Origin of the sequence: Flavobacterium johnsoniae UW101, assembly GCF_000016645.1 — a bacterium.
Taxonomy (GTDB): Bacteria; Bacteroidota; Bacteroidia; order Flavobacteriales; family Flavobacteriaceae; genus Flavobacterium; species Flavobacterium johnsoniae.
Window position 1 is genome coordinate 2104414 of sequence record NC_009441.1, and the last position, 20518, is coordinate 2124931.

The following is a 20518-nucleotide window of genomic DNA, read 5'->3' on the forward strand; positions in this document are numbered from 1 at the left end:
GCTTTATTACTAAATTGACTTAAACCTTTTTTACTGCAAAAGCAGTTCTGTAAAACTCATATCCTTTTTCAGCACGATCAGGAAGAAATTTTTGTCGGTATTCATCGGCTCCTAAATCTTCCAGAAGCTGAATATTAAACTGATTTAAATACTCTGGCAGCTCATTTGGCATAAAACCAAAAGTCCAGTGCTCTTCTAGTTTTTCCAGATCTTTTAAAAGTTTTTCTCCGCCTAAAAATAATTCAGGATTTTTGAGTATTTCTTTATGCACATAAGTAAATATGACATAACTGTTTTGGGTAAATTTAGAAATGAAAGAAAAGGTGCTTTTTACGGCTTCTTCGGTTAAATAATTGGTTACGCCTTCCCATATAACGGCTGTAGGTTTAGAAAAATCTAAGTTATTTTCCGCTGCCAGCTGGTCTAGGTTTTGCTTGTTAAAATCGATTTGAAGAAAAGTAACATTTTCAGGAATCCTGCCTATGCGTTTTTTATAAATTTCGGCTTTAAAATTTGACGTATTGGGGTGGTCAATTTCAATTACAGGAATTGATTTTAAAAAGTCAAGGCGCACCGCTCTGGTATCAAATCCGGCTCCTAAAATTATAACTTGCTCCACGCCGTTAGAAACTGCTGTTTTAAGCAGTTCGTCAATATATTTTGTTCTGGCAGTTCCAGAAGATAAAGCACCCGGAATTTTTTTATTAATTGTATGGTTGATGTATTTTGAGAAAACAGAATATTGAGACAAACGAACAGCGAGCCTTAATTTAGGATCTACAAAATGTATGGCATAAGGATCTAAAAATAATCTGTCCTTTTGATTGCGTTTAGTTTCCAACGCTCTAAAAAAAGCCATGTATTGAGCTGTTCTGCTGGTTTTTTGAGCTTTCATTATTTTCTAGAAAATAAATTTTCGACAACCCAAGCCGGACCAATCAATAAAAACTGAAGATCTTTTAAAAAAGACGGTTTTTTGCCTTCGATATTATGACCGTAAAACTGCCCAATCCAGGCAATTACAAAAACGCCGATCGAGAATGCCCATAAAGGAAAAATCTGCCCGATATAATAATTAACAACAAGACAAATTGCTGAAAACAGAGCAATTTTTACTGCCATTGCAATCGATAATCGGATATAGAAAATAAGCACAAAAAGCAAAACTATAAAAGCCCAGTTTTCGATAATTGGTGCATTTAGTTTTAAAGTATTGGCAATAATACCACTCGGAATACTCATTAGTAAACCTACTATAGAAAAGTAAATTGCCGGAACACAAATGTAATGTATCGCTTTGTTTTTTGGATTTTGATGACTTACGGCATACTCGGCAAACCATTGGTCTAATGTTCTCATTGTTTTGGTTTTATAAGGTTAGTTACCGTAAATCTAGTAAAATTTCTTTTAGCTTTTACCGTGCTGTATTTTCATTATTTCATTTACAATAGCAGTCGCTTTTTCAAATGTAATTCCGTTTTCCTGATCCAGAGTTAAAGGATGGTTTTCTTCAATCATTTTTATTTCAGGAATCAATCCCAGTTCTTGTTCTATGGCAATTGTTTTAAGAGAAATAGTTTTGCCGTATGTAGGAACATCAGTCTGCATCCAGCCAAAATACGGTTCTTGATTTATACGGTTTGGGTCTTCCCACAAATCCATTCTCAGGCAAAAGTTATCTTCGCTTATTGTGGTCCATACATTAAAAACCAAATCCTCATGATAATCAATTATCGGGATGGTTAATCTTCCGCGGTGAAAAAAATGTTCTTCATCTACATAACACCAGCTGCCGCCGTATTCAATTCGCTGTTCTCTTTCGTCGGGCGGAACAGCATAATAATAGGCAGGATATTCATTACCGAAACATAAAGGCATTTCGTCGAAAATTTCACCGCAGCAAGAACATGTGTAACCTGAATTTGTTTCGTTTGGAGAAGAATTGGATAGTTTCAAAAGATATTTTTTTGTGAGTTATAAATTTTAAAAAGTACAGAAGCTTTCGTTTTCTGTACTTTTTAATTAAAACGCTTTTTTAAAATTAAAATATATCGCTGGTATCAGTTACTAATTTTAGTTTTTTAAATCGGCTTTTATCGAAGTCTATTCGGCTGGCTTTAACCGCTATTGGAAAAAGGGTATCAGTATTTGAAACCATTTTGAGCTGTTTTTGCGCGTTAATAGAAAAATCGGCTTTACCGCTGGCAATTTCGTTTAAGCTGGCAGTTAAATTGGTATCTAAAGCAAAATCAGTTTCGATATCGACAATTACATTTTTTGCGAAAACAATACCGCTTATTACGAGAATATAATTTCTATTGGCATTTTTTAGAAGAGAAGGATTTGGATGCAGAAAATCAGCTCCATACATGTAATCTTCGAGGTTTCCAATTGCATATTCTCTGGTAACCGAATTGTCATAACTTATGGTTACTTTTTTTCCGGATTTAATTTTTGATGATAATTCAAAATTTCCAAGACCCAAAGTCTCCATGATCTGCTGAAGAAGTGTTATACCAATATTGAATCCGTAATCATCTTTGTGAGTGGAATTAATATTTAATGCCGGATTTTCAATTTCATTTAATACAATACTGCTTTTAAAAGCATGTTCAATATGGGCATAATAAAGCTGTGCTTCATCAAAAGGCTTTTTGAGCCATAATTGTAAGGGTTTGTGGTTTCTAACGGGGCCCTGAATTATATCATAGCCCTGGTCGCTTAAAAAATTGGTAAGTTTCATTTTTTGGGGTCTTTAAAGTTATCAGGCTCGTTGATTAGTAAGCCCGCTGCAGTTTTAAATAATTTAAAAACGGCAATTGTTCTTACAAAATTACGGATTGCTTATGAAGTTTCCTTCCAAAAAATGTATTATTATTGGTTCTTAAAAATCAATAAAAGAGGATTTATTTCTGGTTGTATTCAAAAACATTATCCCATAATTCATCAATTTTAATCAATGCTTCTTTTAGCGATACAACCTGCCATTTTCCGTCATTTTCAATTCCAAGACCAATACTTTTTAGTTTCATTAAGGCATCGTTTACGTCAAAATCCAATTCGGTTTTTAGGTTTAAAGCAAACCAGGATTCAATTTGAGAATCCAGTTCTTCGGCAGTCAGCGAAACCGGGCTTTCGTGTAAAAAGGTATAGGCTAAAATGGTTTCTTTTAATGCCTCTTCTTCAGATGAATTTAAAAGCGAATAAAAAGCACCGCTGTTGTTTCCTAAATTCTTAAAATACAAACTGTCTGAAAGTGTTTTAGAATATCTGATTTTTTTGTTTATGAAATTATTGTACTGACGGAAACAATACGCAGCCAGAATTCCCAAAGCAATTAATCCTTGATTTAAGGAGGTTTTACTGTTTAGTAAATCGATGGTCTCGCCAGTTTGGTAAGCTTCATACATATTTAGAAGAGCCGGAATTACTTTGGCGCTTAATAATGAAATACCACCAAAAACACCCGGAACCCAAAGCAGCATTTTGTCTTTAAAAGACATCTTTGGAACTGCATTTGGAAAAATGGTTTCAAGGTCGTTTTTAGGAACACGCTTAAAGATTTTTAATGCGATAGAACCTGGATCGATTGGCATTTTGCCTAATTTAACTTTTTTTGCTGCCAGATAATCGGCATCGCTGTAATTGAGGTAAATAAGAACCCGATCGTAATATTCGATTTCAACTTCTTTTTTCCAGAAAAAATATTTCTTAATTTTTTCTTTTGCTTTATGATGACCACGGGCATACAATTCGTAATCTTTAAAAGCATTAAAATCAATTGTGAGATTTAAACCAATCAAATCAGATTCCTGAAAGGCTTCTTTTAAAGTTTCTTCGCTGATTCGGTAATAATTGCCGCGTTCTAAAACAGTAAGCAGTGTGTTCTTGAAGATAGAAAAATCGCTTTTGTCAATAAAGCCTTCTCGCTCTCTTTCGCTTAAATCCGGATCATACAAAGCATAGTTCTGCTTTAAGTTTCGGTTTAGATTAAAAGATTCATAATGATAATAATGTTCGATAATTTCGAATAATTTTTTAAAATCATCAGCCTTTTGTTTGTCTTCGGCGAAAGCTGCAATTTGTTGTTCGAGTAAAAATTCCTTATTAAATGGAATATAATGTTCTCGTGTCATATCAATGTGGCATTAATTTGTTTTAGGCGTGGATGCCGCAAAGATATGCTTTTGTTTCAAGTTTTTTGAAGCTTTTAATGTTGTATAAAAACAAAAGCCGTAAGATGATTTTACGGCTTTGCTTTCCTAGGGACATACATTAAACAAGCCCGGATTAGCTGCCTGCCTAATTTTGTAATTAAGATTTAAGTCCTCTCATATAGCGTATTTAGAAAGATAGCGGATTTCTAAACACATTTTATGAATACTCCTGGCGAAAGAGCTTTTTGGACTATTATGATCCCTGGTAAATTGTATATTAAAGTTTATTTTGTTCGTCTCTTAATCTTTTGGCCTGACTTTCTCGTACTATTTTATATTCATTGTCAAGCCTTTTGTATTCTGCCTTAATAATGTCGCATATAATGCCTGTACGGTCGCCTCTAATGGATTTTCGAATATAATCGTAAGAATAACCGTGTTTTTCTTTAATAATCTTTAACACTTCTTGGTTGTAACTTGGCTGAGATTTTATATTTTTGTCCATTGCATTTTTTGTATTAAAAGTAAGACAAATATACGTAGGATATTTCTTATTCGCAAATAATTGTAAGATATTTTATAAAATAAAAGTAAACTATGGCGGAAAATACACTTAAAAGGATTAAACAGTATTTGGATTACAAAGGTATTAGAATTAGAGCTTTTGAAAGAGTGGTGGGAATGTCTAATGGTTCATTTGCCAGTCAGTTAAAGAATGACAAAACGATTGGTGTAGATAAATTAGAAAATATCTTACACCAGTATCCTGATATCAATTCAGAATGGCTTTTAAAAGGCAATGGCGATATGCTTTTGTATGATACTGTAAATGAAGGGCGGGCATTTTACAGAAAAACAGAAAAAACGCAAAGCCGTAATATTCCGGTTTATGATATAGAAACTACCGCAGAAATTGCTGATTTGCTTGGAGAAACGAATTCTCAAAAACCTATAAGTTTTTTAAATGTTCCCAGAATTTCTCAATATGACGGGGCTTTGTATTTATTAGACGATAGCATGTATCCGTTATTAAAAAGCGGCGACATTGTGGTCTACAAAAAAATAAATAATCTGGAAAATAATATTATCTGGGGCGAAATGTATTTAATATACGTAAGCAGTGATAATAATGAATTTTTCTTAATTAGGTATTTAAGACAATCTGAACGCGAAGGATATGCACAGTTTGCGGCTTATAATTCGCATTATCAAACGCAGGAATTTCCAATTAGCAGCATAAAAGCAATTGCATTAATAAAAGCATCGGTTAGGGTTAATTCTCTGTTTTAAATTTAGACAGAATTCAAAAAAAGAAAAGTGGGATTTCTAATCGTTACCAGCGATTTGAAATCCCACTTTCTTGTTCCAAAAAAAAAGTGACAAAATTTAACAAGCTTTCTTGCGAAAAACTATATTCTAAAATTAAAAAAATTATTGCATGCAATGATACGCCTAAATAATGTTTAGACACCGAGTATTTATACCTGTTTTTTGTATATTAAGGTATAAAAGACGCGAAGATTAATTAAGTTCAGATTTTTTTAATTCGATTACTCTTTCGATGTATTGTATGAGGTTTTCTCTTTCTAATGAAAATAAAGCTGTTTCTTCTTCAGTTTTTAGATACAAATCAGCAATACTTTCTGCATCCATGTTTTTGGTTTGATAATGGTGCAGGGCATATAATATAAGATTATCTACAAAAAGCTCTTTTTGACGTCCTTTTTCGAGAGTTTCAGGGTCAGCATTTTTAATTTTTTCTATTTCAGATTCGGGTAAATCTATTGTGAGGTAAGTCGTGTCTACAGGAACTTTTGAAAGTATTTCGGGAGTAGTTCTTCCCGAAGCATTGCAATAGGCACAAGGTGCGGGAACCCATTTTAATTGTTTATTTAAACGTCGAATATCCTCCCAGTCTACAAAACCTTTTCCGAGGCATCTGGGGCATTCTAAATCTGATTTTTTAAATAAATTAAAAAAGAACATTTTGCTGAAAATTTTGGTTAGTGGTTTGTGAGTGCGAAGATACTTAGTTTATGTAAGAAAATTATTTTATAGGTCTTATTTTTTAGGAAGAAAGATTTTTAACAAAAATCTGTACTTTCTTGAACTATATACTTTTCTGGTTTGGCTGTGTTTTTATTTCTTCAAACCAATAAATTTAAACATGGATATTCAATAACTATTCTGTAAAGAATATGCAAAGCATTTTACTGCTGATTGTTATAAATTTGAAAGAAGATTTTTATGATTTTAACTCGTAAACCAATTATGTGAAAATGGAAAATATACAGACAACCAAAACGCAGAATTTCTTTAGAATCCTATTGGGGCTTTTTATGATTACAGCAGCAATAGGACATTTTACTTTTCAAAGAGCCGATTTTCAGGCGCAGGTTCCAAATTGGGTGCCGCTCGATAAAGACCTTGTTGTAATTCTTTCCGGAGTTGTAGAAATAGCTTTGGGACTTAGTATGTTATTTTTAACACGATATAAAGTGTTTGTGGGCATTGCGCTGGCTGTGTTTTACATTTTAGTTTTTCCGGGAAATATCGCTCAATATTTAAACAAAACGCCCGCATTTGGACTCGATACAGATCAGGCGCGTTTAATAAGATTGTTTTTTCAGCCCGTTTTAATTTTTCTGACTTTGTGGTCTACTGGGGCGATTACGTATTTTAAAAGGAAATTCTGAAACTTAAATTTGTAAGAAAATATCTTATTTTTTTATTCTTTGTATAGCTTTAATTTTGTACGTTTGTCATCGACAAAACATTTTTTAGGATTATATACTGAGACTTTTCAAAGTTTTATATAATCGAAGCCCTCATTCACGTTGCTGGAGCTAGTGATAGCCCTAATCTCATTCCTAAGGAATGTTTTGTCACAACCGAAGATGAGGGTTTCGTGCGTTTTAATATTTTCAGAACATGACAAAAGAAAATCAAAAAACACACCGCGACGTAATGCGGTCAGTAGCCATTTTCGTCTCAAACTTAAGTTATGATGGCGATTTTCAAAAACACCCCATGTATTTGCAAGAAGTTTTCGAAGTCTTGCTCAATACCGAATTTGGGAACGATCTCATTTTAAGGCAAAAAATGCTAACCTGTCTTAAAACCAGCAGAGATTTGGTTAAAGTTTTATCTCAGTTTACAGATAAACAAATTCAAAAAGCCTGCGATAATGTAATAATGGTCAAAGCAATTTAGGTTTTGTTATTCTAAAAATTAAAAGCTCCGTTATTGCGGAGCTTTTTTTTGTTTTAGTTTGAAAGATTAGCTTTTTCTATTGCTGGCGTTCACGAGCGAGACGCTCGCGCTAGCGGGGAGATTAATTGCTTTAGGAGGAAGCGTTAAAAGAATTACAGTAGAAACTTTGTCCATGTTACATCTACTTCAGAAGGAAAATCTGCAAAGATTAGAGTTTTGCCTAATTTGTCATAGATAAATATACTTTTTCTATATTCACCTCTGAAAATATCTTTTTCTACAGCAATACAATAGTACCAAATAGAATTTATACCATTGTATGCTTTTGTTTCTGATCTTTCAATTCTTCTGATTAGATCTTTTGTATTATTATTTGCGTAATTTTTTAATATAATTTCGGAGTCAGTTATTGTTATTTTCGTTTCTTGCGTTTTGTCTACAATATTAGATTCTTTCTTTATAAAAGAATGTGATTTTAATTCTTGTCCATTGGCAAAATTAAAAAGGAATATTAAAAATAGGATATAGATTGTTTTCATTTTGATTTATTTTTTAATCTGAGCGTGTTTCTTGTCTAAACACATAAAAATACTTTGCGTTCATGAGCAAGACGTTAGCGCTAGTGGAGGAAAAATTAATTATCTTAAAAGGCGTAATTTAATTTTTTACTATTACATTTACTCTGTCACGTGCAATACATATATTATTTTTTACAGCAAAACAATCAACATAATGAGAGCCTAGGTAGGCTGTAGTTTCTACTTTTTGATATGTATTGTGATCAGTTATTTCACCTCGAGGTTCCGGAGAGTTATTGTCGTTTTTTACTTTCCATTTTAGTATTTCTGCATTTGTTGTATTTTGAATTACTTTAAATTCAATACTATTTTTATTATCAACAATACCATTTGCGAGTTTTAAGTTGGCCTTAAATTTTCGAAACCCATCAAATTTTTCAACAAATCCGTCTATATCCAGCTTTAAGGAACTATCAATAAGAATTGGGATCTTTTGATCAAAGAGATAAGTTTCAGTTTCGCTTTTCCTTTTGTAAAAGCCTGAATCAATTATAGATCTAATACACGGGTTTAAATCGATGTTTTCAAGTGCAATTAGAATTGCATCTATTGCTTCATTTATTATTTTATATTGATTTTCGCTTAGCTCTGATAAATATTCATCTATACATTTATTAGCATTAGCACGGTCTGGAATATTAGGTTGCTCAATATTTTTTTTAAGAGAAGTAAAAAAAGTGAAAATGCTTTCAAAGATGTCTTGATATGGGTTAATCAAATAATCTCTAGTTATTAGTTGCTCTAAATGGAAAGATTTTAATTTGAAATCATCGTTTTTTTCTTTACAGTTATGTTTCCATCCCTTTACAAATTTCACACTTTTTCTAAAATCTTCATTTATTTGATTCAATGAAGTAGCAACTTCTATGTATCCTAACGGATCAGTTTTTATCCAAATAATTTTAGAATTATTTAGTTGTTTAGTTCTGTAATATTCTTGTCTTTTTTGTCCACGATTCTGTTTAATTATTTCTGGTACATAAAACATGTCTTTTTTAAATTCATTTTGATCTTTTTTTAAGGCAGGAACTAAATCAACAGCAAATACTTCAATTTTATCATCTAAATATCTAAATGATATTGAATGAGTTTGTACAGTTATCTCAATGTTGTATTTTGTGGGATTTTTGTATTCTTTTTCGAATTTGTCAGCTAAATTATTTAAATCGCTAAATGGTTCAATATTACTTGATTGCCAATCGCCTAGAATATAGAGTATATCTAAATCGTGAAGTGGCCGTATAGCTGTGTATCTTGGATATGAGCCAATTTGAATACAATTATTTACTCCTAACAAATCATTGAAAGATTGATAGATTTTAGACACGAATTGAATATCACTCATTGTTGGAGATAGTTTTTCTCTCACGTAAGTTCTAATTAGGGAACTTATTTTATCTTTTTTCATAGCTACTTGTTGTTATCATTGAGGTAATAATGTCATTTAACAGCCTTCCTCGAAAATTAACTACTATTGAATTTCTGTTTTCATTTATTTCATCCATAACTTGTTGCTCTATTCGGCCATCTTTTTGCGGAGCATATATAATAAGAGAATCACTGTCTTTCTTGCACTTTAAAATTTCAGGAATTCTATCAGAAAACTCAATATAATTAACAAGCATCATTGTATGTCTTTCTCCTTTTTTCATTGCATTAATTGATATTCGCTCAATGTTTTTTTCTTTGAAGAGTCCTGAATCTAAGAGTAAATCTTTTAAATTGTCAAATTCTTGTTCAGCATAAATTGCAATTTTTTTATTTGACAAACCTTTGCCAAGTCTAATCCAAATGGGTATAATACCTGTGAAAATAATATATGTACTGTATAGAAATGCGAGGATTGCAATTAAAGTGCTTATTCCTCCGACTATTATAAAAAAAGGATGATCAAAAAACGCTGTAATTTTTTCCATATGTGTTAATTGTTGAATTATTTAATAAATTATTTGATTGAACAAAAAACAAATTTTATTATTTTATTATTTCCAATTTTACGGAAATCCATAATTCAACAAATTTATTTTCAAACAATTATACCAATAAATAAAAACTCCTCACCAAGTACTTCTACGCATTTTAGAAAAACATTAAAAACAAAAAAAGCCCAACTTAAAGAGTCGAGCTTTTCAAAAATTATCTAATTATCAAAATTGACAAATTATCTAATTGTCAGATTATCCAATAAAATTTGATATTTCCTTCCCACAGGAATAATTTCTCCATTTGACATGGTAAGATTTTTAAAAGTAACTGCCGAGATTTTGTTTGCGTTTACGATATAGGAACGATGCACTTGTACAAAACTTGTGCTGTCAATTTCTGAGGCAATGCTCGAAAGCGAACCGTAAATAATATGAGGTAAATTGTGTTTTGTGCTGTAAAGTTTCATGTAATTGCCCAGGCTTTCGATATAAATAATATCACAAAGAGGCATATCAATTGTTTGTCCGTTTAAGCGGTAAGAAAAAGTTTTTGAGTTTGTATTACTTTCTTTTTTTAAGCTGTTGCCAGAGAAATAGGTTTTGGCTTTTTCTATGGCTTTGGCAAATTTTTCGGGCGAAATGGGTTTTAGTAAATAATCGATCGCATCGTTTTGGTAAGCCGAAAGTGCAAAATCAGAATAAGCAGTGGTTACAATTGTAAGCGGTCGGTTGGGCTGCAGTTCCATTAATTCTACACCCGAAATTACAGGCATATTAATGTCCAGAAAAATAATGTCGTATTGGTTGGCGTTAAGCAGTTTTAGAGCTTCCATACCGCTAAAAGCGCTTCCGGAATGTTCCAGTTCGTTAAATTTTGAGATGTGCGAAATGAGCGCTTTGTGCGCCGGCGATTCGTCATCGACTATAAGACAGCGGTAGGTAAGTGCCATATACTTAATTTTACAACAAACATATTTTTCTCTTTTTTACAGCTCAAATTGTGTTTTAGGCCGTAAACTTCTAAACGTCTTTTTAGGTTTTCAATTCCAATTCCGGTGCTCGAAAGACGCGAACCCGAATCGAGATAATTGTTTTTTATCGTAAAAGACAAATTCTGGCATTTTACTTTTAAATCTAAAATAATAAACGGTTCGGCAGTTTCGGCAGAAAATTTAACCGCATTTTCTACCAAAGGTAAAAAGAATAAAGGCGGAATTTCGATTTCATCAAAAGCACCTTCAAAATTTTGGGTTACGTTTAAGCGTTCGTTTCTAAAGGTGTAATATTCAATGTATTTTTTTACGAAGGCAATTTCTTCTTCAACTAAAACATAATCTTTTTTTGTGGCTTCAATCTGGTAGCGCAGCATGTCTGAAAGATTCAGGATTCGGTCTGGAACTTTGTCTGGTTCAGAAAGAGATTCTCCGTAAAGATTATTCATGGCATTCAATAAAAAATGCGGATTCAATTGCTGTTTTAAAAACGAAAGTTCTGACTTGAAATTCATGATATCCTTATCAGCATCCATTATTTTTTTTGTGATAACAACATGCATAAAATAGAAAAACATTCCGTTGATAATAAGCGATAAAATCTGAAGTGTTTTAAAATTTCCAAGACCCACAAGCGGGAAAAACCAATTCATAAAAAAGTAAAAACAAGTCCAATACACCACAAGCAGCGTAAAGAAAAGCTTAGCTTTTTTTCTAAATAAAACTGGTTTGATAATGCAGATATTAAATATGGTAATCCAGACAATGCAGGGAAAATAACCTAGGGCAATTTTACTTAAAATATACGACCAGCTGTGACCGTCTAGTTTTATTTCGTCATATACACAGGCTAAAATAACTAAGTAAACCAGAGTATTTACGAGTAGATTTCGCAGAAAAAAGTTTTGATAAATTTTAGAAATTGTCATAACTGCAAAATTAGTTTAATATTATAGTTTATAGCGCTTTGCAGGCTATAATTTATACAAACGCCATTCGTATAAATGATACGCCACTGGTATAAATATTCTATTATAATAGGAACTGCTAAATTACTTTTGACTCCGAATTTCAATTATAATCCACAAACAAAACTTATACAATCCATTTATGAAATCAAGAATCATTTCGGTTTTAATCGTATTTACATCTCTGCACACAATCGCTCAGGAAAAAGAACCGGCAATTAAAACATTTGGTAAAGCCCTTGTAGATAAATTTCCAACAACAAGAACTTTTGATGTGCAATACGAACAGTTAGGGCCGTCTAATTACAATTCTGATTTATTTGGAAATAATTTTGAAAGAGGACGAATTGAAAGCCATAACCGATTTAAAGCTGCTTTTAATCTGCCTTTTTATGCTTCAAAATCAAAGCAGTTTGTTTTAACAACTTCTCTTCGATATAAATATGAAACGTATGAGTTTGGCGATATTTACAATTATACAAGTATGCAGACTTATTCGCGGGACCGTCAGGAACTGCATTTATGGGGAGGTTCTTTGAGTGCAACTTATATGACATCGCTTTTTAAAAAACCGGTTATTTATAATGCTACAGCAACAGTTGACGGAGATGAAGATGGTTTTCAGCGTTTAAAAGGATTTGTATCGGCTGTTATAGTGCTGAAACGAACGCCAAGCACAACTATTACTTTGGGAGCTTTGGCTTTGCTGGATCCGTCTTCTATTGTGCCGGTTACACCGCTTTTTTCGGTCAATCATAAATTTAATAATTCAAAATGGGATATGGATTTTATTTTACCGCAGCGTTTGTTGTTTAGAAGAGAATTATTAGAAAACGGAAGAATTTCATTTGGTACTGAATTGAATACTGAAAGTTTTTACTTAAATTTAAATACCTCAAATTTAAATGGCGTTTACGAACTCAATCAGCTCGAGTTAAAATCCGGAATTACCTACGAATATTGCTTTACGCCAAAAATAATAGCATTTGTAAAAGGCGGTGTTAATAATGTTGTAAGTGCACGTATTACCGAAAAAGGCGAACGCACTAATCGCTATGTGTACGATCAGAAAGAAGATGCACAGGGATATGTTAGAATTGGTGTGTCGTATAATCTTTTTCAGAAGAAATAATTCAGGAGTTTAAGAATTAATATAAATAGTTATGATTGTTGAGGTTTTTAAAACAAATGTCCAGAAAGAATCAGAAAAGAATTATGTTATAGCTGTTATTCAAAATCAGTTTCCAGATTATAAAATTAATTTTGATCTCGAAGACTGCGATAAAATATTACGAGTAGAAGGTGTTGAGCCTCAGTATAATGATATTATCGATTATGTAAATTGTCTGGGCTATACGTGCATTCGATTAGATTAACATTTTATTACACAAAACAGGTAAAAATACGCAGCCGTATATTTAGCTTTATAAATAGTTTTGTACGATAATTTCATCTAAAAATAAAACTAACACCAATGACAAGTTTCATTCTTTCGCTGTTCATTTTACTTCTAAAACAATTCTGTTAATACAACAGCTGTTTCTTATTCTTGCTTTTTTATGCTGAAAAGGTTTGCGTTGTTTTCGGGCATATTTTTTACATTTGTGCCATATGAAAAAAGCTTTCCAACTCTTCGATTTCTCTCAAAAGGTAAATTATAAAAACGAAATTTTAGCAGGTTTAACTGTTGCCATGACAATGATTCCAGAATCGTTGTCATTTGCTATTTTAGCTGGATTTCCGCCTTTGGTTGGTTTATACGCCGAATTTATTGCCGGATTAGTTACGGCCATTTTTGGCGGAAGACCCGGTATGATTTCGGGCGGAGCAGGAGCAACGGTAATTGTTTTGATTGCTCTGATGAAATCGCATGGCATAGAATATGTTTTTGCTGCTGTCGCACTTGGCGGTGTGGTGCAAATTTGTATCGGACTTTTTAAACTCGGAAAATTTATTCGGTTAGTGCCTCAGCCTGTAATGTTTGGTTTCGTAAACGGATTGGCTGTTGTGATTTTTATGTCGCAGCTGGAACAGTTTAAAACCATAGTAAACGGTCAGGTTTCATGGCTTCAGGGAACTCCTTTGTATATTATGCTGGGTCTGGTTGCGCTTACAGTTGCAATTGTTCTTGTTTTTCCTAAAATTACAAAAGCAGTTCCGGCATCTCTGGTTGCTATTATGGTGGTTTTTGCATTGGTAATTGTTTTTAATATCGAAACTAAAACGGTCGAAGATATTGCTTCTGTTCAAGGCGGTTTTCCTCCATTTCATATACCTAATATTCCCATTTCTTTTGAGACTTTAAAAATCATATTTCCGTATTCGGTAATTGTTGCGGCAGTTGGTTTGACTGAAGGTTTGCTTACGCTGAATTTAGTCGACGAAATTACCGGAACCCGCGGTAACAGTAATCGTGAATGTATTGCGCAGGGAAGTTCGAATATTTTAAACGGGTTTTTCTACGGAATGGGCGGCTGCCCAATGATTGCGCAGACTCTGGTAAATCTGGGTGCAGGATCTAGAGCAAGACTTTCGGGAATTATTGCAGCTTTGACGATTTTATTAATTATACTTTTTGGAGCGCCCGTAATTGGAAAATTGCCAATGGCAGCTTTAGTCGGCGTTATGATGATGGTAGCGATTACGACTTTTGAATGGGCTAGTTTCAGAATTATCAATAAAATGCCTAAACACGATATTTTCGTGGGAATTCTGGTGGCGTTAATTACAATTGTATTACACAATCTGGCTTTGGCGGTTTTAATTGGTGTGATTATTTCTGCTTTGGTTTTTGCCTGGGAAAGTGCCAAAAGAATCCGTGCGAGACAATTTATTGATGAAAACGGCATAAAACATTATGAAATTTACGGTCCGCTATTTTTTGGGTCGATAACCGCTTTTCTGGAAAAATTTGATGTACAGAACGATCCGGAACATGTTATAATTGATTTTAAAGAAAGCCGTGTTTCAGATATGTCGGCTATTGAAGCACTAAACAATTTGACTAAAAAATACCGTCAGGAAAATAAAACAATAGAATTACAGCATTTAAGTGCAGACTGCAGACAGTTACTTAAAAACGCCGATGCGGTTATAAATGTAAATGTTATTGAAGATCCAACCTATAAAGTAGTGTCTTGATAATGGTGAATTGTTAATTGTTAATTGTGAATGGTTAATTATGAATTAATTTATTCATTGCAATAAACCCGGCAGGTTTTTAAAACCTGTCGGGTTTGTTGTTTTATCTGTATCTTTTTTGTCAGGCTGAGCGAAGTCGAAGCCCACGTGCTAATTGCAGTGCCCTTCGACTTCGCTCAAGAGGACAATCACTTCATTATTAAATTATCTAATTAACTAAAGATTGATTTTTGTAACTTTGCAAAATGAAACTGACAGAAACTTTAGAAGATTTTTACACTGTAAAAATAAAAGGGATGCCCGAAAATCTTAAAAAAGAGATCGGACATTTTAATGTTTTTAAATTGGATGATTATATCGGGAGCACTTGTAATCCGTTGCCTTATACTAGAAAAGACTTTTATAAAATAAGTTTGATCGTGGGCAGAAACAAAGTGCATTATGCTGATAAAGTTGTGGCAATCGAAGATCAGGCTTTGTTTTTTGCGAATCCGCAGATTCCGTATAGCTGGGAACATATTGATGAGAATCAAACTGGATTTTTCTGCATTTTTACAGATGCTTTCTTTAGCCAGTTTGGAAATTTAAAAGAATATCCTTTGTTTCAGCCCGGAGGTAATCCTGTTGTTCCGGTTTCTAAAGAACTGGCAGAATCTTTAAAAACAGTTTATCTTAGAATGCTGGAAGAAATCAATTCTGATTATGCTTTTAAATATGATGTACTCCGAAATCTGGTTTTTGAAATTATTCACCTTGCACTTAAAACGCAGACTGTAACTGCTTCATTATACAGTAAATCAAATGCTACAATTCGAGTTTCTTCTTTATTTCTGGAGCTGCTAGAACGTCAGTTTCCAATAGAATCGATTACGCAGCAAATTAATTTTCGTTCGCCTTCAGAATATGCCAATCAGTTAAATGTGCATGTCAATCACTTGAATAAAGCATTAAAAGAAACAACGGGAAAAACAACTTCACAGATTATTTCTGAAAGAATTATTCAGGAAGCAATGATTCTGCTAAAACAAACCAATTGGAATATTAATGAAATTGCGTGGTGTTTAGGCTTCGAAGAATTGTCTCATTTTATTAATTTCTTCAAGAAAAATGTTCAGGTTTCGCCTAAAAACTATCGTTTAGCAGAAATTGTTTGATTTTTGTAACTTCTTGTTTGATTGTTTCAATGTTTAAGAAGCACTTCACCAATACCTTTGTCCTGTAATTAATAACGTAAAAATTAAAATCATGGACAATAACAAAGTTTGGTTTATCACAGGTGCTTCAAAAGGACTTGGATTAGAATTAGCTAAAAAATTATTAGCAGAAGGTTTTAAAGTTGCTGCAACATCAAGAAGTGAAGAGGCTTTAGTAAAAGTATTAGGAAATTCATCTGAAAAATTTCTTCCTCTTGAAATGGATTTAGTTGACGAGAAAAGTGTAAAAAGTGCAATCGACAAAACTATCAATCATTTTAAAACAATTGATGTTTTGGTAAATAATGCCGGTTATGGTTTATTGGGAGCATTGGAAGAATTAACAGACGCTGAATCAAGAAAAAACTACGAAGTAAATGTTTTCGGATTATTGAATGTAATTAGAAATACAATGCCAATTCTTCGTGCAAACAAATCTGGACACATTTTTAATATTTCTTCTGTAGGAGGTTATTATGGGGAATTTCCAGGCTGGGGAATTTACTGTTCTACAAAATTTGCAGTTGCGGGTTTAACAGAATCTTTAGCAGCAGAAGTAAAATCGTTTGGAGTTCATGCTACAATCGTGTATCCGGGTTATTTTAGAACTGATTTCTTAAAAGACAGTTCTTTATTACTGCCTCAAAACCCAATTGCAGATTATAAAGAAGTAAGACAATCTGAAAGCGCGCACAAGGAAGATATCAACCAAAATCAGCCGGGAGATCCTGTGAAATTAGCTGAAGCTTTGATTAAAGCAAGCGAGGATCAAAATCCGCCTCTGCATTTGTTTTTAGGGGAAGATGCCTATAATATGGCAAACCAAAAAATAGCAAGTGTAAAAAGCGAATTGGAAGCATGGAAAGAGGTTTCTGTTTCTACTGGTTTTTAATTAGATAATGATATTTATAACGATTGGTGTTAATTTATCCAAATAGTAAACCCGACAGGTATTTAAAACCTGTCGGGTTTGTTGTGTTTATAAGTTTGTCAGGCTGAGCGAAGTCGAAGCCCGCGTACCAATTGGAACGTCCTTCGACTTCGCTCAGGATGACACTCAATTCATTTTCTAATTAACCAGCATTGATTTTACATCGCTTAATTTCCCGTCAACTTGATCAATCTGCAATCCTAAAATATGTGCTATTAAAGGGTAAACAGAAACGTTTTGAAAAGTTTTGACTTCTTTGTTTACTTTAAAAGCAGGTCCTTTTGCATAAAAAACAGCGTGCATATCTTTGTTTTCATTGTCGTAACCGTGAGTTCCGCCTTTTATATGAGTGCTTTCTTTGCTTACTAAACTCCATCCTTTTTCAGCTTCAATAACAAAGTCATGTACACGCGGATTAGTTCCGTAATGCAGTCTTTCAGGAACTTCGGTAGATTTCCAGAATTTAATATGCGGTACTTTTTTCAAAGCATTTGCAATAGAATCCTGATAACCGGCTTTGGCCTGCAGACTCATTATTGGGTTAATTACATCTTTGTAACCCAGCCATTCTGGTTTTAAATAATCCAGAACCGCTACTTTTTTATCGTTGCTTATATCGGCCATTCCGTGATCTGAAACGATAATTAAATTGATTTGTTTTCCAATAGGCAGTTGATCTAATTTACGGGATAATTCTCCCATAATAGAATCCATTTTTGTTGCTGCTTTTTTAGTTTCAGGCGAAAGCGGACCAAAATTATGTCCTGAATGATCTGGTTCATCAAAATATAAAGTAACCAGATGAGGTCTTTGTTTTTCCGGAAGCTGCAGCCATTTTAGAACTGTGTCTATTCTGGCTCCGTACGGAATTTTATTGTCATAATCTTTGTAATAACTTGGATTTCTTTTGTCGATATCAGATCCCGGCCAAAAGAAAGAAGCTGCTTTTACTCCTTGCTGTTCAGCGACATTCCAAATAGGGTTTCCGCCATAAAAACGAGAATCACTTTTTGCTTTACTTGACAATGAAAAAGATTCGTTTAAATCAGCATCGTAAAAAACATTATTAATAATCCCGTGATGATCCGGATAAAGTCCTGTTACAATAGCGTAATGATTTGGAAAAGTTTTGGTAGGATAAGAAGGTTTCATCGATTTTGCATGAACACCTTGTTTAGCAATCTGCGGCAGATTTTGAAGATTAAACTGCTTGGCATAATCCCATCTAAAACCATCCATAGAAACTAAAACAACATAATTATCTTTGGTATTTTGGGCTTGTAAAAAGAATGAAAGTGAAAGAAAAATTAAAGACAGGAGCGAGGTAAAATGCTTTTTCATTTTTTGAATTTATTATACCTGCAAAGGTAGAGATAACAGATTTTTTAAATAAAAAGAGAATGTTAAATAAAAAAAGTTTGCCACGACTCGAGCGATAGCGAACTGACGAAGTAATTGCACTAATTTCCACGAATGATTTTGCTTGTAAAAAGTTGCCACAGATTTCACAGATTAAAAAGATTTCTTTATTGGATACACTAAAAATTTTTCACGCAGATTCTACAGATTCAAGCAGATTAATTTTATAATCTATGATCTGCATAAAATAAAAATCCTTTTAATCTGTGTAATCTGTGGCTGAAAAAAAAAATAATTCGTGGAAATTCATGGCAAACAAAAAAAAAGCGCCAGATAAAAATCTGACGCTTTTAAGTTTTAAGAAGGGAATGAATTACATCATTCCTGGCATTCCGCCTCCCATTGGCATTCCACCTCCGGCATTTTCTTCTTTAATATCGATTAATGCACATTCTGTAGTTAAGATCATTCCAGAAACAGATGCAGCGTTTTCAAGAGCTACACGAGTTACTTTCTTAGGATCGATAATTCCAGCTTTAAGCATATCTACATATTCGTCAGTTTTTGCGTTATATCCAAAATCGCCAGAACCTTCAGCAACTTTAGCCACAACAACAGATCCTTCAAGACCAGCGTTTTCAACGATAGTTCTTAATGGAGCTTCAATCGCGCGAGAAACGATTTGGATTCCAGTTGCTTCGTCAGCGTTATCTGCTTTTAAGTCAGCTAAAGCAAGTTTAGCTCTTAATAAAGCAACACCACCACCAGCAACGATTCCTTCTTCTACAGCAGCACGAGTTGCATGTAAAGCATCGTCAACTCTGTCTTTTTTCTCTTTCATTTCAACTTCAGAAGCTGCGCCAACATAAAGAACTGCAACACCTCCGGCTAATTTAGCCAGACGCTCTTGTAATTTTTCTTTATCGTAATCAGATGTAGTAGTTTCCATCTGACCTTTAATTTGGTTTACTCTGTTTTTGATGATATCTGCTTCACCAGCACCGCTTACGATAGTTGTATTATCTTTATCGATAGAAACTCTTTTTGCGTTTCCTAACATTTCGATAGTTGTATTTTCTAGCGTATAACCTCTTTCTTCAGAAATTACAGTTCCACCAGTTAAGATTGCTATATCTTCTAACATTGCTTTTCTTCTGTCTCCAAAACCTGGAGCTTTTACAGCAGCAATTTTAAGAGCACCTCTTAATTTGTTTACTACTAATGTAGAAAGCGCTTCTCCGTCTACATCTTCAGCAATAATCAATAATGGTTTTCCTGATTGAGCAACTGGCTCTAAAACCGGAAGTAATTCTTTTAAAGAAGATACTTTTTTATCGTATAATAAGATGTATGGAGAGTCTAATTCTACTTCCATTTTCTCAGGGTTTGTAACGAAGTAAGGAGAAAGGTATCCTCTGTCAAACTGCATACCTTCAACAACATCAACAAAAGTATCAGTTCCTTTTGCTTCTTCAACAGTGATAACACCTTCTTTTCCAACTTTAGCGAAAGCTGTAGCGATTAATTCACCAATAACTTCGTCATTGTTAGCAGAGATAGAAGCAATTTGCTGAATTTTATCAGAATCACTTCCAACAACTTTAGCTTGTTTTGCTAAGTCAGCCACGATAGTTTCAACAGCTTTGTCGATACCACGTTTTAAGTCCATTGGGTTTGCACCTGCAGCAACGTTTTTAAGACCTTCTTTTACGATAGCCTGAGCTAAAACTGTAGCAGTTGTAGTTCCGTCACCCGCTAAATCATTGGTTTTAGAAGCAACTTCTTTTACCATTTGTGCACCCATATTTTCTAATGGGTCTTTTAATTCGATTTCTTTTGCAACAGAAACACCATCTTTAGTAACAGTTGGCCCACCAAATGATTTCCCGATGATTACGTTACGACCTTTTGGTCCAAGAGTTACTTTTACAGCATTTGCTAATGCATCAACACCACGTTTTAATCCGTCACGTGCTTCAATATCAAATTTTATATCTTTTGCCATTTTTTTTTATTTGCTTTAGGCAGTAGGCTTTAAGCTTTAGGCTCTTCTACTGCTGA

General features: G+C 33.5%; 22 protein-coding genes. 8 read left to right on the top strand and 14 right to left on the bottom strand.

Annotation, left to right across the window (positions count from 1 at the left end; all coding sequences use genetic code 11):
* Positions 1-19: 19 nt before the first annotated feature.
* The 6 genes from FJOH_RS09450 to FJOH_RS09475 all read right to left on the bottom strand — a co-directional run bounded on the left by FJOH_RS09450 (position 20) and on the right by FJOH_RS09475 (position 4662).
* On the bottom strand, positions 20-895 hold the full coding sequence (locus tag FJOH_RS09450) for a class I SAM-dependent methyltransferase (RefSeq protein ID WP_012023897.1): 876 nt from the start codon (positions 893-895) through the stop codon (positions 20-22).
* Positions 895-1359, bottom strand: coding sequence for an Mpo1 family 2-hydroxy fatty acid dioxygenase (locus FJOH_RS09455; RefSeq protein ID WP_012023898.1), 465 nt, complete (start codon positions 1357-1359; stop codon positions 895-897). Before FJOH_RS09455 ends, FJOH_RS09450 begins: the two co-directional genes overlap by 1 nt.
* A 48-nt stretch (positions 1360-1407) precedes the next feature.
* The gene (locus FJOH_RS09460) at positions 1408-1956 is read right to left on the bottom strand and encodes a DUF2199 domain-containing protein (protein ID WP_044047623.1); all 549 of its coding nucleotides are present in this window, start codon (positions 1954-1956) and stop codon (positions 1408-1410) included.
* 85 nt (positions 1957-2041) lie between these two features.
* The gene (locus tag FJOH_RS09465) at positions 2042-2743 is read right to left on the bottom strand and encodes a gasdermin (protein ID WP_012023900.1); all 702 of its coding nucleotides are present in this window, start codon (positions 2741-2743) and stop codon (positions 2042-2044) included.
* Between the two features lie 163 nt (positions 2744-2906).
* Entirely contained in the window at positions 2907-4136 is a 1230-nt protein-coding gene (locus FJOH_RS09470) for a TMEM143 family protein (RefSeq protein WP_012023901.1), read from the bottom strand.
* A gap of 298 nt (positions 4137-4434) precedes the next feature.
* Positions 4435-4662 (bottom strand): hypothetical protein, encoded by a 228-nt coding sequence (locus FJOH_RS09475; RefSeq protein WP_012023902.1) that lies wholly within the window; start codon positions 4660-4662, stop codon positions 4435-4437.
* Between the two features lie 92 nt (positions 4663-4754).
* Here FJOH_RS09475 and FJOH_RS09480 point away from each other — a divergent pair, with 92 nt between their 5' ends.
* A complete protein-coding gene (locus FJOH_RS09480) occupies positions 4755-5447 on the top strand; it encodes a S24 family peptidase (RefSeq protein ID WP_012023903.1) in 693 nt (230 codons plus the stop codon).
* Positions 5448-5678: 231 nt separating this feature from the next.
* Here the strand turns inward: FJOH_RS09480 and FJOH_RS09485 are convergent, their stop codons facing one another.
* Positions 5679-6143: a hypothetical protein gene (locus FJOH_RS09485; protein WP_012023904.1), complete on the bottom strand. Its 465-nt coding sequence runs from the start codon at positions 6141-6143 to the stop codon at positions 5679-5681.
* A gap of 293 nt (positions 6144-6436) precedes the next feature.
* Here FJOH_RS09485 and FJOH_RS09490 point away from each other — a divergent pair, with 293 nt between their 5' ends.
* Both FJOH_RS09490 and FJOH_RS09495 read left to right on the top strand, forming a co-directional pair.
* On the top strand, positions 6437-6853 hold the full coding sequence (locus FJOH_RS09490) for a DoxX family protein (RefSeq protein WP_044047625.1): 417 nt from the start codon (positions 6437-6439) through the stop codon (positions 6851-6853).
* A gap of 235 nt (positions 6854-7088) precedes the next feature.
* Positions 7089-7370, top strand: coding sequence for a hypothetical protein (locus FJOH_RS09495; RefSeq protein ID WP_012023906.1), 282 nt, complete (start codon positions 7089-7091; stop codon positions 7368-7370).
* 152 nt (positions 7371-7522) lie between these two features.
* Here the strand turns inward: FJOH_RS09495 and FJOH_RS09500 are convergent, their stop codons facing one another.
* The 5 genes from FJOH_RS09500 to FJOH_RS09520 form a co-directional block, all read right to left on the bottom strand.
* Complete coding sequence (locus FJOH_RS09500; protein WP_012023907.1) at positions 7523-7909, bottom strand: hypothetical protein; 387 nt, start codon at positions 7907-7909, stop codon at positions 7523-7525.
* Between the two features lie 118 nt (positions 7910-8027).
* Positions 8028-9356, bottom strand: coding sequence for a nucleotide-binding domain-containing protein (locus tag FJOH_RS09505; protein ID WP_012023908.1), 1329 nt, complete (start codon positions 9354-9356; stop codon positions 8028-8030).
* The gene (locus FJOH_RS09510; protein WP_012023909.1) at positions 9343-9864 is read right to left on the bottom strand and encodes a hypothetical protein; all 522 of its coding nucleotides are present in this window, start codon (positions 9862-9864) and stop codon (positions 9343-9345) included. Before FJOH_RS09510 ends, FJOH_RS09505 begins: the two co-directional genes overlap by 14 nt.
* Before the next feature lie 245 nt (positions 9865-10109).
* Entirely contained in the window at positions 10110-10823 is a 714-nt protein-coding gene (locus FJOH_RS09515; protein WP_012023910.1) for a LytR/AlgR family response regulator transcription factor, read from the bottom strand.
* The gene (locus FJOH_RS09520) at positions 10796-11794 is read right to left on the bottom strand and encodes a sensor histidine kinase (RefSeq protein WP_012023911.1); all 999 of its coding nucleotides are present in this window, start codon (positions 11792-11794) and stop codon (positions 10796-10798) included. Before FJOH_RS09520 ends, FJOH_RS09515 begins: the two co-directional genes overlap by 28 nt.
* A 181-nt stretch (positions 11795-11975) precedes the next feature.
* On the opposite strand from FJOH_RS09520, the gene FJOH_RS09525 reads away from it, so the two are divergent.
* From FJOH_RS09525 to FJOH_RS09545, 5 genes are all read left to right on the top strand, one after another.
* Positions 11976-12965, top strand: a complete 990-nt coding sequence (locus tag FJOH_RS09525; RefSeq protein ID WP_012023912.1) for a DUF6268 family outer membrane beta-barrel protein — start codon at positions 11976-11978, stop codon at positions 12963-12965.
* Positions 12966-12996: 31 nt separating this feature from the next.
* Positions 12997-13209: a hypothetical protein gene (locus FJOH_RS09530; protein ID WP_012023913.1), complete on the top strand. Its 213-nt coding sequence runs from the start codon at positions 12997-12999 to the stop codon at positions 13207-13209.
* Between the two features lie 235 nt (positions 13210-13444).
* Complete coding sequence (locus FJOH_RS09535; RefSeq protein WP_012023914.1) at positions 13445-14974, top strand: SulP family inorganic anion transporter; 1530 nt, start codon at positions 13445-13447, stop codon at positions 14972-14974.
* 245 nt (positions 14975-15219) lie between these two features.
* Positions 15220-16128, top strand: a complete 909-nt coding sequence (locus FJOH_RS09540; RefSeq protein ID WP_012023915.1) for a helix-turn-helix domain-containing protein — start codon at positions 15220-15222, stop codon at positions 16126-16128.
* Between the two features lie 91 nt (positions 16129-16219).
* Complete coding sequence (locus FJOH_RS09545; protein ID WP_012023916.1) at positions 16220-17059, top strand: oxidoreductase; 840 nt, start codon at positions 16220-16222, stop codon at positions 17057-17059.
* Between the two features lie 177 nt (positions 17060-17236).
* Here FJOH_RS09545 and FJOH_RS09550 read toward each other — a convergent pair whose 3' ends face one another.
* Together FJOH_RS09550 and groL are read right to left on the bottom strand one after the other, a co-directional pair.
* On the bottom strand, positions 17237-18439 hold the full coding sequence (locus FJOH_RS09550) for an alkaline phosphatase family protein (protein WP_012023917.1): 1203 nt from the start codon (positions 18437-18439) through the stop codon (positions 17237-17239).
* 391 nt (positions 18440-18830) lie between these two features.
* On the bottom strand, positions 18831-20462 hold the full coding sequence (groL, locus tag FJOH_RS09555) for a chaperonin GroEL (protein ID WP_012023918.1): 1632 nt from the start codon (positions 20460-20462) through the stop codon (positions 18831-18833).
* Between the last annotated feature and the right edge of the window lie 56 nt (positions 20463-20518).

Excerpts from the sequence above, each read along its gene's own strand:
- FJOH_RS09550 (WP_012023917.1), bottom strand. The coding sequence starts at position 18,439 with ATGAAAAAGCATTTTACCTCGCTCCTGTCTTTAATTTTTCTTTCACTT.
- FJOH_RS09495 (WP_012023906.1), top strand. The coding sequence starts at position 7,089 with ATGACAAAAGAAAATCAAAAAACACACCGCGACGTAATGCGGTCAGTA.
- FJOH_RS09515 (WP_012023910.1), bottom strand. The coding sequence starts at position 10,823 with ATGGCACTTACCTACCGCTGTCTTATAGTCGATGACGAATCGCCGGCG.
- FJOH_RS09520 (WP_012023911.1), bottom strand. The coding sequence starts at position 11,794 with ATGACAATTTCTAAAATTTATCAAAACTTTTTTCTGCGAAATCTACTC.
- FJOH_RS09510 (WP_012023909.1), bottom strand. The coding sequence starts at position 9,864 with ATGGAAAAAATTACAGCGTTTTTTGATCATCCTTTTTTTATAATAGTC.
- FJOH_RS09485 (WP_012023904.1), bottom strand. The coding sequence starts at position 6,143 with ATGTTCTTTTTTAATTTATTTAAAAAATCAGATTTAGAATGCCCCAGA.
- FJOH_RS09450 (WP_012023897.1), bottom strand. The coding sequence starts at position 895 with ATGAAAGCTCAAAAAACCAGCAGAACAGCTCAATACATGGCTTTTTTT.
- FJOH_RS09540 (WP_012023915.1), top strand. The coding sequence starts at position 15,220 with ATGAAACTGACAGAAACTTTAGAAGATTTTTACACTGTAAAAATAAAA.
- FJOH_RS09500 (WP_012023907.1), bottom strand. The coding sequence starts at position 7,909 with ATGAAAACAATCTATATCCTATTTTTAATATTCCTTTTTAATTTTGCC.
- FJOH_RS09535 (WP_012023914.1), top strand. The coding sequence starts at position 13,445 with ATGAAAAAAGCTTTCCAACTCTTCGATTTCTCTCAAAAGGTAAATTAT.
- groL (WP_012023918.1), bottom strand. The coding sequence starts at position 20,462 with ATGGCAAAAGATATAAAATTTGATATTGAAGCACGTGACGGATTAAAA.
- FJOH_RS09465 (WP_012023900.1), bottom strand. The coding sequence starts at position 2,743 with ATGAAACTTACCAATTTTTTAAGCGACCAGGGCTATGATATAATTCAG.
- FJOH_RS09525 (WP_012023912.1), top strand. The coding sequence starts at position 11,976 with ATGAAATCAAGAATCATTTCGGTTTTAATCGTATTTACATCTCTGCAC.
- FJOH_RS09530 (WP_012023913.1), top strand. The coding sequence starts at position 12,997 with ATGATTGTTGAGGTTTTTAAAACAAATGTCCAGAAAGAATCAGAAAAG.
- FJOH_RS09475 (WP_012023902.1), bottom strand. The coding sequence starts at position 4,662 with ATGGACAAAAATATAAAATCTCAGCCAAGTTACAACCAAGAAGTGTTA.
- FJOH_RS09545 (WP_012023916.1), top strand. The coding sequence starts at position 16,220 with ATGGACAATAACAAAGTTTGGTTTATCACAGGTGCTTCAAAAGGACTT.
- FJOH_RS09505 (WP_012023908.1), bottom strand. The coding sequence starts at position 9,356 with ATGAAAAAAGATAAAATAAGTTCCCTAATTAGAACTTACGTGAGAGAA.
- FJOH_RS09480 (WP_012023903.1), top strand. The coding sequence starts at position 4,755 with ATGGCGGAAAATACACTTAAAAGGATTAAACAGTATTTGGATTACAAA.
- FJOH_RS09470 (WP_012023901.1), bottom strand. The coding sequence starts at position 4,136 with ATGACACGAGAACATTATATTCCATTTAATAAGGAATTTTTACTCGAA.
- FJOH_RS09490 (WP_044047625.1), top strand. The coding sequence starts at position 6,437 with ATGGAAAATATACAGACAACCAAAACGCAGAATTTCTTTAGAATCCTA.
- FJOH_RS09455 (WP_012023898.1), bottom strand. The coding sequence starts at position 1,359 with ATGAGAACATTAGACCAATGGTTTGCCGAGTATGCCGTAAGTCATCAA.